Raw genomic sequence first — 11,330 nt, 5'->3', positions numbered from 1 at the left:
CTACCCTGCGCGGATGGACGGCCTGCGTTTCGCCTTCGGCACCCTCACCGTGCTCCCCGCCCGCATCACCCGCTGGGACCGCGACGCGGCACGCGCCGGGATGCTCTGCGCCCCGCTCGCAGGCCTGGTCGTCGGCCTGGCCGCGGCGGCCGTCGGCGGCGGGTTCCTGCTCCTCGGCGCGGGCCCGCTGCTCGCCGCCGTCCTCACCGCCGCCGTCCCCGCCCTGATGACCCGCGGCCTGCACCTCGACGGCCTCGCCGACACCGCCGACGGCCTCGGCAGCGGCAAGCCGGCCGAGGACGCCCTGCGCATCATGAAGCAGTCCGACATCGGCCCCTTCGGCGTGATCGCGGTGCTCTTCGCCCTGCTCGCGCAGGTGGCCGCGCTGTACGAGCTGTACGGGCGGAGCTGGGCGCACGGCGCGGCCGCCGCCGCCCTCGCCGCGACCCTCGCCCGCCTCGCCCTCACCCACGCCTCCCGCCACGGCGTCCCGGCCGCCCGCCCCGAGGGCCTCGGCGCGGTCGTCGCCGCCACCGTCCCGCTCCGCGCCGCCGCCCTCACGACCGGCCTGGTCCTCCTGCTGTGCGCGGCGACCGGCGCGCTCTTCTCCTGGTACGACGCCCTGCGCACCCTGCTCGCCGCGCTCGCCGCGCTCTGCGTGTCGGAACTCCTGCTGCGGCGGTGCGTGCGGCGCTTCGGCGGGGTGACGGGGGACGTCTTCGGGGCGGTGGAGGAGACGGCGCTGACGGTGGGGCTGGTGGCGCTGACGCTGGGGTGACAGGCGGGGCGACCAGGCCGTGATCCGCGGGGCGGGCAACCTTCCGGCCCGCCGACCGGTCCCCTGTCCGTGAACCGCCGCCCCCCTCCACCGCGAGGCCGTCCTGACCGTCGGCGGCCGGACGCAGCGAGGTCACCTGCTTCGTCGCCTCCCGCTAGCAGGCCCTCCGCCACGCCCCCAGCTCGTACTCCTTGCGCATCGAGCTCAGGCCCAGCTGCCGCGACCGGGGACAGAAGTCCTCCGGGTCCAGCTCGTATTCGACGTGGAAGACCGCCTTGCCCGCCCGGACGAAGGGGACGAGGAGTGCGCACTCGTCGTACTGGGCGCACTGTTCGTTGACCGCGAAGTCGAAGTCGTCGACGAGCTCGGGAATCTGGTCGAGGTCGTTCTTCAGGGCGACGGCGAGGCCGCGGTCGTGGGCGAGACCCGCGATCAGGCGGTTGTAGCGGAGCTGGTCGGCGGCGGTGAGGGGGAAGCCGGTGGGGTGGGCGTAGCCGTCCATGTTGTCGGGTTCCACCGCGTCGAAGCCCTTGGCGCGGCACATGTCGAGACGGGCGGCCATCAGCGGGCCGAGCAGGTCGGTGCGGCGGATGTCGAGCCAGCGTTCGCCCGGCCAGCCGTTGCCCTTGCCGAGGACGGCCTTCGGGAAGCGGCCGGCGTCGGGGCGGAACTCCTCCCAGGCGCCGGTGGACAGGTAGCAGACCACCTTGCGGCCCCGGCGGTGCAGGTCGGCGACGGTGGCCGCGGAGTGGTCGAAGCCGTCGATGTCGTAGACGGGGACGTCCACCGTCGGGTCGAGCCGGCCGCTGAGCTGCCACTGCCAGGCCAGGCCGGGGCGCGGCTGCCAGCGGGGTGCGGGGCCCCGGTCGTCCGGGTCCGGCGGGGTCGTGCAGCCGGCGAGCACCAGCAGCGCGAGGAGGGGCAGAAGTCGTCTCACCGGGCGGGCTCCAGGGTGTGGGGCAGCGTGCCCCAGGGGTGGGCCCCCGTGCCGGGGACCGCGCAGCCGACCGGGGTGACGGGCCGGGCGTCGGCCGGGGCCGCGTACACCAGGTGACAGTAGTGGTCGGCGACCGGCAGCTCCAGGCCGCGGTACGCGTCCCAGGGGCCCTCGAAGGTGACGAGCAGGTCGGCGAGGGCCTCGTAGCCGAAGGCCGGGTGGGCGCCGTGGTTCAGCACGAGGGTGCGTGCCCCGGCGGCCCGGGCCGCGACCGTGAGCCGCCGGTAGTGCGGCAGCGCGGACGGCTCGGTCGGCACCTGGTCGAGGAACGCGCCGTCGGCCCCGTACCAGTCGCGGTGCCGGACCAGGTCGGCGACGACGTCGGGGTGCGGGCGCCGGCCGTAGTCGGTGTCCGCGTAGCCGAGGACGCGCACCCCGGCGTCCCGCAGCCGGGCGGCGACCTCGGCGAACGCGGGGTCGGGCGCCGGGCCCGCGCCGCTCGCCGGGTTGAGGACCACGCCGTACAGGGCGGGGGCCGCCGCGACGACGGCCGCCCACTCCTCGGGGCGGTCGGCGGGGTGCTCGTAGAACGGCACCAGGAGGGAGGGGGACGAGGAGGTCCCGGGAGTCGTGGAGGCAGTCACAGTCCGGCCCCTAGATGCGGTGGGCGGTCGGTCGAACGAGCAGCGCGCAGGTCAGCACGCCCAGCACGGTGGCCGCCGCGCCCGCGGCGACCGTTCCCGCCGCCGGGGCGAGGGCCTGCGCGGTGGCGGCGAGCAGGCACACCGCGGCCGCTCCGGCGACCGCGCCGAAGGCCTGGAGCAGCAGTCCCAGCCACAGCACGGCGCCGACGAGGAGCAGCGAGCCGGTCCTCGGGGCGGACACGGCCGCGGCGCCCGGCCACAGCAGCGCGGCGGTGACGCTGAGGACGAACAGCACCGCCAGGTAGCCGACGAGGCAGCGGGCCAGGGTGGCCGTGACGGCGCGCCGGAACGCGCGCGCCGTCGTCAGCAGCCGCAGCCGGGCCAGGGCCGTGCCGCGGAAGCGGTGCAGCAGCCATTCGGCCGGGCCCATGGAGAGGGTGAGCGCGATGACGGCGTCGGCGCCCGCGTACAGCACGAGCAGCCCGCTGCCGAGGCCGAACAGGCCGTACGGGAGGGAGGCGGCGAGCGGCGGTCCGGCCCGGCCACGAGCGGGGCGGGCGGCGCCGGGGCGGCGGGCTCCCGGGCGCAGCACCAGGGCCGCGAAGGTGACGGTCGCGGTGAGGGAGAGCAGCAGGAGGAGGACCCGCAACGCATCCGGCAGGTCGTGGCGGAACGCGGGGACCGCGCCGGCCAGTGGGAGGAGCGCGCACAGCAGGGCCCGTTCCCGGCCGAGGACGAGCAGGACGGTGGCCGCGGCCAGGTAGAGGGCCTGGCCGGCGCCGAACAGCGCGGCGGGCCCCTCCCCCGGCCGGGCGGCGAGGGCCGCGACGACCGCTCCGGCGAGCGCGCCCGCGGGGGCGCCGGTGAGCAGGGCGCGGACGGCGGCGCGGCGGTCGCCGAGGCCGAGCCAGCTGTAGGCGCGGTGGGCGAGCGCCTGGTTCCACACCCAGCCGGTGACGGCCCCGGCGATGAGCGGCACGGCGCCGGGCGGCAGCCCGTGGCGGCCGGGGCCGGTGGCGAGCAGCGGGGCGCCGAGGACGTAGGCCAGCCCCGGGAGGGCGAAGACCAGGCCGCGCAGCAGACATCCGGCGAGGCCGGTGTACCAGGGGCCCGCGGGCGGGGCCTCGGGGGCGGGGTGACGGCGCTCGGTCCTGGCGTAGAGGTCCTCGGCGAGGGCGAAGGAGTCGGCCCGGCCGTAGGTGAGGCGGATGTGGTCGTCGGTCATGCCGTCGGACTCGAGGATCGCGGCTATCTCGTCGGGATGGACGGCGGCGGCGGTGAGCGCGTCGAGACGGGCGGCGAGTTCGTCGAGCGGGTCGGCGGCGAGCACGCGGGCGCCCGCGGGGGCGGGGCCGGTGCCGGAGGCGGGGCCGGTGCCGGTAGCGGACGCGGGACCGGTGCCGGAGGCGGGACCGGGGCCGGGGCCTGCCGGGCCGGGACCGGACGCGGGACCGGGGCCTGCCGGGCCGGTGCCGGAGGCGGGACCGGGACCGGGGCCTGCCGGGCCGGGGCCAGGTGTGGCGGTGTGAGCGGCGCCCGCGCCGGGGCGGGAGGCCGAGCCCGCGTCCGGCGCCGCGCCACGGCCGGGAGCCGCCCCCGCGCCGCCGGAGGCCGGGCCCGGGCCCGCGCCGGGGCCCGCGTCCGTGCCGGAGGCGGCGGCGGTGCCGGTCGCCGGGGCCGTGGGCCGCGCCGGGGTGGTGCGTTGGCGGGGGATCGGCGGGAGGGCGTCCCGCATCGTGCCGTTGGTCAGCCAGAGGGAGCCGCTCATGCCCAGGCGCCTTCCATCAGGGCCGTACGCCAGGGGTCGGTGAGGCGGACCGTCCAGTCGTCGGGTTCGGGGCGCTCGGTGACGGGGCGGCCGGCGAGTTCCAGGTAGATGCGGCGGAAGCCGTCGACCGAGCGGTGCAGGGTGAAGCGGTCGACGACCCGCTGGCGGGCCCTGCGGGCGAGGTCGGCGCGGCGGGTGGCGTCGCGCAGCAGGTCGCTGAGGGCGGCGGCCATCACGGCCGGTTCGCGGGGCGGGACGACGAGGCCGGTGTCGCCGACGGCCTCGCGCACGCCGCCGACGTCGGTGGAGACGGTGGCCCGGCCGCAGGACATGGCCTCGATCAGGGAGAAGGGGAAGCCCTCGCTGATGGAGGAGAGCACGACGACGTTTCCGGCCGCGTAGGCCCCGGCGACGTCCGAGGCGCGTCCCTCGAAGGTGACGCCGTCGGTGACGCCGAGTTCGGCGGCCAGCTTCTCCAGGCGGATGCGGTAGTCCTCGTTGCCGGCCGGGACCGGGCCGAACAACCGCAGCCTCAGCTCGGGCAGTTCGGCCCGGCAGATCGCGTACGCCCGCAGGAGGGTCTGGACGTCCTTGATGGGGTCGACGCGGCCCACCCAGCTGAGCGTGGGGGTCTCCGGTTCGGGTCCGGCCCAGGGGAAGGCTGCGGGGTCGACGCCGTTGTAGACGGTGCGGATACGGTCGGCGGGGGCACCGCCGCGTTCCTCCCAGCGCCGGTTGTACTGGTTGCACGGGGTGATGAGGTCGGCCTTGCGGTAGCCGAGGGAGGTGAGCTCCCGGTAGAAGCCGAGCAGGAACGATTTGACGGGCCAGCGCTGCGGCTCGGTGCGATAGCCGAGGTAGCGCTCGCGCAGGTAGATGCCGTGTTCGGTGAGCAGGAAGGGCACCCCTTCGAAGTGCTGGGCGGCGAGCGCCGGGAGCGTGGCGAGTCCGCTGGAGACGGCGTGGGCGACGCGGCCTTCGGGGATCGTGGCGGCGAGCGGGCGCAGGGCGTGTTCCAGCAGGTCGGTGGCGGTGAGGGCGTCGTGGACGGTGGGCCGGGCCGCGGCCGTCGGCAGATGCGGCATGGTCCAGATCCACATCAGTGAGCGCAGGGACCGCTCGGAGCGCAGGGCGGTGGTGAGCCGTCCTTCGCGGGCGAGCGCGGCGAGGGCGTAGAGCCCTTCGCCGAAGTCGCAGCCCGCGGTGGGGTCGAGGAGGGAGAGCAGGAAGTGCTCGTAGGTGTCGAGGAAGCGGCGCCGGTCGCGGCCGCGCGGGGCCCGGCCCCGCTCCGGGGTGCCCCAGAGCGGGAACGAGGTGTGGTCGGAGAGGTTCGGCGGCAGTTCCCAGGCGACGGGTTCGCGGCCGCTGCCGGTGAGGGCGAGGACCTGGAAGTCGACCTCGGGCATGCCCCGGATCAGCTGGTCGCACCAGGTGCTGACGCCGCCGTGGACGTGTGGATAGGTGCCTTCGGTGAGCATGGTGACGTGGCGGCCACTGCTCGGCATGTGTGGTGTCCCCCCGGAACGTGAGCTGCTGGTGGCGGGTCAGGTGGTGGGCAGTCGCAGGGTGATGGCGCTCTGGAGCGCCTCCGGCGTGGTCCAGGCGGAGCGCGTGCCGGCGTAGGGGCTGCCGAACGGCGCGGTCCCGAGGAGGAGTTGCCTGCGGGTTCCCTCGGGGGCGGTGAGCGGGACGGCGACGCCGGCGGGCGCCCTGACGGTGACGGTGGCGCCGACGCGGTAGGCGGTGACCTGGCCGGCGGCGAGGGCCACCTCCCAGGCCGCACGGCGGTTCAGCTCGGCGCCGACGTCCCGCTGGCGGGGGTTGACGAGCGGGGTGTGGTCCGCGAACAGCTCCCGGTAGTCGGCGAGGACCTTGTCGAGGACGGGGTAGAGGAGGCGTTCCTCGGCCAGGTTGGACTGGTGGACGTAAGTAGGCCGGGGGTCGTTGCCGAGGACGTGGCGCAGGGCGGTGCGGGCCTCCTGCGGCACGATGTGGGTGGCGTAGCCGGTGGCGGTGTCGAGCGGCGCGGGCAGGCAGGTGGAGGCCGGATCGTTCTCGCAGGCGCCGCTGCCGCCGTCGGCGCGGGAGGTGTGGATCCAGTTGTACTCGTCGGCCATCTCCGCGGCGGTGCCCACGTTGTAGTACACGTTCATGGGGTGGCGGGGCACGGTCCGCGCGGCGTTGGGCCCGGTGCCGACGGAACGCTGCCGCGGTTCGCGGGAGTTGTCGCTCGCGGTCCACCGCACGCCGTTGTCGGCGAGCGCCGGCGCGAGGTTCGGGTTGTCGACGGGCTGCTGCGGCAGGGTCCTGAGGCCGGAGTGCTCGCCGGTGACCAGTTCGCCGCGGTCGACGGCGATGCCCTTGGCGTACGCCCAGTCGAGGTTGTCGCGGATCTGGGCGGAGATCTCGGCGCGGCTCACCCACTTCGTGGCGCCGGCGGCGTCCTCGGCGCAGGTCCAGGGGACGGTCCTGGCGTCCTGTACGCAGCCGAGGAAGGGATGGGTGTAGGTGTGGTTGATCCACCGGTACCGGTCGCGGTCGGCGATCAGGCGGGCGGCGAGCGGGTCGGTGCCGCCGTGCTCGGCCTTCCACTGCTCGCCCTGGCCGCCGTTGTAGACCATGTCGAGGAGGAAGCCGGAGGACGTCTGCCAGGCGGCTGCGTACGCGGCGTCGGCGGCGGTCATCCGGATCGGGTTCCCGCCGGCCCCTCCGTCGCCGCCGGGGCAGTCGAGGTCTCCGGGGGTGCAGTCGCGCACCGGGTCCCAGCGGGCGTCGGGGGCGAGGACGTCGTCGACGTGGACGGAGAGGTAGTTGCGGCTCTGGCCGAGGTGGACGCCCTGGGTGAGCCACTCGACGATGCCGCGGGCCAGGGCCCGGGACTGACGCTGGTGCGGGTTGTAGGCGAAGGTGACGACGAGTTCGCGCCGCCCGTCGTGGGCGTACTCGCCGATCAGGCTGATCCGTCCGCCGTCCGCGGCGGGCATGTCGAGGTAGCTGGTGTAGCCGGGCCGGGGGCGGCCCGCGTAGCCGTAGCTCTCCGAGACGCGCGGGTCGTTGTCCTCGAAGGTCAGCGTCCCGCGCAGGTCGCGGAAGGGGCCGGCCTTCCCGGCGGGTGTGACGTGGGCGCGGGCGCCGTCGAGGACGCCGGACCAGCCGCCGTCGGAGGTGTAGTCGAGGCCGACGCCGGGGTGGGCCCAGGTGGAGGCGTCGACCTGCGGGATGCCGTAGGCCCGCTCGTACGCGGCGAGCGCGGCCTGCTCGGCGGAGTCGGGGCCGAAGGCGGACTCGTGCGGCAGGACGACGCCCTGGTAGCGGGCGCGGGGCCGGCCGGTGGCGCTGTCGGAGGGCTCGCTGAGGAAGGCGGGGGTCAGCAGGGGCCGGCCGGGGTCGGTGAGGTCGAGGGTGCGGTACGGGACGCCGGAGCCCTTCAGCTCGGCGGTGATCGCCTCGATGGGGCTGCTGCCGTCGTCGACGACGAGCACCGTCAGGTCGATCCGCGGGACCGGGTCGGCGGCGCCCGCCTGCGCGGAGGGCACGACGGTGGCGAGCAGCCCGGCGGCGGCGAGCGCGGCGAGCCGGGAGGCCCTGCGGGCGGGCCGGGGCGCCCGGACCGTGCGGGAGGTGCGGAGCCCGCGGGGTGGGCGTGCGGTGGTTCTGGGCGTACGGAATCGGCCGGAGTCCATCGGTGGGTGTCCCCCTCGGCAGGCGCCCGCCGAGGGCGGGGCCTGTGGAGTCGTCGCAGACGGCGCGAAGGGCGGTGGTCTCCCTTGCGCGATTGAGGCGAGTCTGGGACGGGGGCGACGGGCCCGCGCCGTAAACCCGAAAGAGACACCACGGACGAGTGAATCAACGCCGCTGTGAGCGCGGTCGCCGAGCGAGCGTAGGCTCATTACCGGCGCTCATCGGGCCGAAATACGATGCGGCGGGCACGGTCGGCCCATCCCTCGACCGCCACAGAACTCAACGGAAGCGAGAATTCACCACCGTGACTGCTCTCACTCTCAGCACCGCCGGAGCGGCGACGCTGCGCGCCGACGCCGTCGTGGTCGGCGTCGCGAAGTCCGGCAAGACGCTCGTCGTGGCCCCGGGCGCCGAGGCCGTCGACAAGGCCTTCGACGGCGGCCTCGCCGCCGTCCTGGAGACCCTGGGCGCCTCCGGTGCCGAGGGTGAGGCGATCAAGCTGCCCTCCCCCGCCGGGCTCAAGGCCCCCGTCGTCCTGGCCGTCGGCCTCGGCTCCGCCCCCGAGGACGGCGAGCCCTACCGGACGGAGGCCCTGCGGCGTGCCGCCGGTACCGCCGCCCGCGCGCTGACCGGCGCGAAGAAGGCGGCCTTCGCGCTGCCGATCGCCTCCCCGGAGGAGGCCGGCGCCATCGCCGAGGGCGCGCTGCTCGGCGCGTACGCCTACACCGCGTACCAGGAGAACGGCCAGGGCGCGAAGAAGCCGCTGGCCGAGGTCGCCCTGCTCGGCGCCAAGCCCCGCGACAAGGCCCACAAGGCCGCCGCGGAGCGCGCGGTCGCCGTGGCCGAGGAGATGAACCGGGCCCGCGACCTGATCAACCAGCCGCCGAACGACCTGACCCCGGCCGCCTTCGCCGCCGCCGCGCAGGCCGCCGGCAAGGAGCACGGCCTCAAGGTCCAGGTCCTCGACGAGAAGGCGCTCACCAAGGGCGGCTACGGCGGCATCCTCGGCGTCGGCTCCGGCTCGGCGAACCCGCCGCGGCTGGTCCGCATCGCCTACACCCACCCGAAGGCGGAGAAGACCCTCGCCCTGGTCGGCAAGGGCATCACCTACGACTCGGGCGGCATCTCCCTGAAGCCGGCCGGCCACAACGAGACGATGAAGTGCGACATGAGCGGTGCGGCCGCCGTGTTCGCCACCGTCGTGGCCGCCGCCCGCCTGGGCCTCGCCGTCAACGTCACCGGCTGGCTGGCGCTCGCCGAGAACATGCCGTCCGGCACCGCCGTCCGCCCGGGCGACGTGCTGCGCATGTACAGCGGCAAGACCGTCGAGGTCCTCAACACCGACGCCGAGGGCCGGCTCGTCCTCGCCGACGCGCTGACCAAGGCCTCCGAGGAGAACCCGGACGCGATCGTCGACGTGGCGACCCTGACCGGTGCCATGGTGCTGGCGCTCGGCAACCGCACCTTCGCCGTCATGGCCAACGACGACGACTACCGCACCGCGATCCACGAGATCGCCGAGGAGGTCGGCGAGCAGTCCTGGCCGATGCCGCTGCCGGCGGACCTGCGCAAGGGCATGGACTCCCCGACCGCGGACATCGCCAACATGGGCGAGCGGATGGGCGGCGGCCTGGTGGCCGGTCTGTTCCTGAAGGAGTTCGTGGGCGAGGGCATCACCTGGGCCCACCTGGACATCGCCGGCCCGGCCTTCCACGAGGGCGCCCCCTACGGCTACACCCCGAAGGGCGGCACGGGGTCCTCGGTCCGCACCCTGGTGCGGCTGGCGGAGCTCACCGCCGAGGGCGAGCTGTAAGCCGTGCTCGGTACGGCCCCGGGGACGCGCTCCCCGGGGCCGTACGCGTACCCGGTCGCGTCCGCCCGCGACGAAATCCGTAGGTTCGTACGCCTCCGCCACCCGCCCGTACGGACGATCGGCCGTCTCAGTGCCCGGCCCCGCGTCCCGCCATCCGGCAACAAGTGCGAAGATGGGTTCTCGGCAGGACAGGGCCCCCACCACAGGGCCGAAGAAAAGCGGCCGGAACCAGCCGCCGCCCCGTCACCGAAGACGGGCGACGAGCGCACATGCATGGAGGACGTGACGTGGCGAACGACGCCAGCACCGTTTTCGACCTAGTGATTCTCGGCGGCGGTAGCGGCGGTTACGCCGCGGCGCTGCGCGGAGCGCAGCTGGGCCTGGACGTCGCACTGATCGAGAAGAACAAGCTCGGCGGCACCTGCCTGCACAACGGCTGCATCCCGACGAAGGCCCTGCTGCACGCCGGCGAGATCGCCGACCAGGCGCGCGAGGCGGAGCAGTTCGGTGTCCGTGCCTCCTTCGAGGGCATCGACATCAAGGCCGTGCACAAGTACAAGGACGACGTGATCTCGGGCCTCTACAAGGGCCTGCAGGGTCTGGTCGCCTCCCGCAAGGTGACGTACATCGAGGGCAGCGGCTACCTGTCCTCCCCGACCTCCGTCGACGTGGACGGCCGCCGTGTCGAGGGCCGTCACGTCCTCCTCGCCACCGGTTCCGTGCCGAAGTCCCTGCCCGGCCTGGAGATCGACGGCAACCGCATCATCACCTCGGACCACGCGCTGACCCTGGACCGGGTCCCGGAGTCCGCGATCATCCTCGGCGGCGGTGTCATCGGCGTCGAGTTCGCCTCGGCGTGGAAGTCCTTCGGCACCGACGTCACGGTCATCGAGGGCATGAAGCACCTCGTGCCGGTCGAGGACGAGAACAGCTCCAAGCTGCTGGAGCGCGCCTTCCGCAAGCGCGGCATCAAGTTCAACCTCGGCACCTTCTTCCAGTCGGCCGAGTACACCGAGAACGGTGTGAAGGTCACCCTGGCCGACGGCAAGACCTTCGAGGCCGAGGTGCTGCTCGTCGCCATCGGCCGCGGCCCGGTCTCGGCCGGTCTCGGCTACGAGGAGCAGGGCATCGCGATGGACCGCGGCTACGTCCTCGTGGACGAGTACATGCGGACCAACGTGCCCACCGTCTCCGCGGTCGGCGACCTGGTCCCGACGCTCCAGCTGGCGCACGTCGGCTTCGCCGAGGGCATCCTCGTGGCGGAGCGGCTGGCCGGTCTGAAGACCGTCCCGATCGACTACGACGGCGTGCCGCGGGTGACGTACTGCCACCCGGAGGTCGCCTCCGTCGGCATCACCGAGGCCAAGGCCAAGGAGATCTACGGCGCGGACAAGGTCGTCGCCCTGAAGTACAACCTCGCGGGCAACGGCAAGAGCAAGATCCTGAAGACCGCGGGCGAGATCAAGCTCGTCCAGGTCAAGGACGGTGCCGTGGTCGGCGTCCACATGGTCGGTGACCGCATGGGCGAGCAGGTCGGCGAGGCGCAGCTGATCTACAACTGGGAGGCGCTGCCGGCCGAGGTCGCGCAGCTCATCCACGCCCACCCGACGCAGAACGAGGCGCTCGGCGAGGCCCACCTGGCCCTGGCCGGCAAGCCCCTGCACTCGCACGACTGACGCCGACGTCATCTACGGGCGCGACGACCACTT

At 74.6% G+C, this 11,330-nt stretch carries 8 protein-coding genes; 3 read left to right on the top strand and 5 right to left on the bottom strand.

Going from position 1 to position 11,330, the window contains the following annotated elements; all coding sequences use genetic code 11:
• The first annotated feature begins 13 nt into the window (after positions 1-13).
• A complete protein-coding gene (gene cobS, locus ABD954_RS24920; protein WP_345489052.1) occupies positions 14-778 on the top strand; it encodes an adenosylcobinamide-GDP ribazoletransferase in 765 nt (254 codons plus the stop codon).
• Between the two features lie 154 nt (positions 779-932).
• Here cobS and ABD954_RS24915 read toward each other — a convergent pair whose 3' ends face one another.
• The 5 genes from ABD954_RS24915 to ABD954_RS24895 are packed head-to-tail and all read right to left on the bottom strand — an operon-like array spanning position 933 to position 7,810.
• Positions 933-1,715 (bottom strand): endo alpha-1,4 polygalactosaminidase, encoded by a 783-nt coding sequence (locus tag ABD954_RS24915; protein ID WP_345489050.1) that lies wholly within the window; start codon positions 1,713-1,715, stop codon positions 933-935.
• Complete coding sequence (locus ABD954_RS24910) at positions 1,712-2,359, bottom strand: spherulation-specific family 4 protein (RefSeq protein WP_345489048.1); 648 nt, start codon at positions 2,357-2,359, stop codon at positions 1,712-1,714. Before ABD954_RS24910 ends, ABD954_RS24915 begins: the two co-directional genes overlap by 4 nt.
• 10 nt (positions 2,360-2,369) lie before the next feature.
• Complete coding sequence (locus ABD954_RS24905) at positions 2,370-4,127, bottom strand: hypothetical protein (protein ID WP_345489046.1); 1,758 nt, start codon at positions 4,125-4,127, stop codon at positions 2,370-2,372.
• Complete coding sequence (gene pelF, locus ABD954_RS24900; RefSeq protein WP_345489044.1) at positions 4,124-5,632, bottom strand: GT4 family glycosyltransferase PelF; 1,509 nt, start codon at positions 5,630-5,632, stop codon at positions 4,124-4,126. Before pelF ends, ABD954_RS24905 begins: the two co-directional genes overlap by 4 nt.
• A 39-nt stretch (positions 5,633-5,671) precedes the next feature.
• Positions 5,672-7,810 carry a hypothetical protein gene (locus ABD954_RS24895; RefSeq protein ID WP_345489042.1) on the bottom strand — a complete coding sequence of 713 codons (2,139 nt, stop codon included), beginning with the start codon at positions 7,808-7,810 and terminating at the stop codon, positions 5,672-5,674.
• A 302-nt stretch (positions 7,811-8,112) separates the two neighbouring features.
• Between ABD954_RS24895 and ABD954_RS24890 the strand changes: the two genes are divergently transcribed.
• Both ABD954_RS24890 and lpdA read left to right on the top strand, forming a co-directional pair.
• Positions 8,113-9,621: a leucyl aminopeptidase gene (locus tag ABD954_RS24890; RefSeq protein ID WP_345489040.1), complete on the top strand. Its 1,509-nt coding sequence runs from the start codon at positions 8,113-8,115 to the stop codon at positions 9,619-9,621.
• A gap of 287 nt (positions 9,622-9,908) precedes the next feature.
• On the top strand, positions 9,909-11,297 hold the full coding sequence (gene lpdA / locus ABD954_RS24885; RefSeq protein ID WP_345489038.1) for a dihydrolipoyl dehydrogenase: 1,389 nt from the start codon (positions 9,909-9,911) through the stop codon (positions 11,295-11,297).
• Positions 11,298-11,330: the final 33 nt, after the last annotated feature.

Origin of the sequence: Streptomyces roseoviridis, assembly GCF_039535235.1 — a bacterium.
Classification (GTDB): domain Bacteria; phylum Actinomycetota; class Actinomycetes; order Streptomycetales; family Streptomycetaceae; genus Streptomyces; species Streptomyces roseoviridis.
This window is presented reverse-complemented; position numbering and strand designations above follow the sequence as displayed.

What these genes read in the sequence shown, in the direction of transcription:
- cobS (WP_345489052.1), top strand. Translation starts at nt 14, where the DNA reads ATGGACGGCCTGCGTTTCGCCTTCGGCACCCTCACCGTGCTCCCCGCC.
- ABD954_RS24905 (WP_345489046.1), bottom strand. Translation starts at nt 4,127, where the DNA reads ATGAGCGGCTCCCTCTGGCTGACCAACGGCACGATGCGGGACGCCCTC.
- pelF (WP_345489044.1), bottom strand. Translation starts at nt 5,632, where the DNA reads ATGCCGAGCAGTGGCCGCCACGTCACCATGCTCACCGAAGGCACCTAT.
- ABD954_RS24895 (WP_345489042.1), bottom strand. Translation starts at nt 7,810, where the DNA reads ATGGACTCCGGCCGATTCCGTACGCCCAGAACCACCGCACGCCCACCC.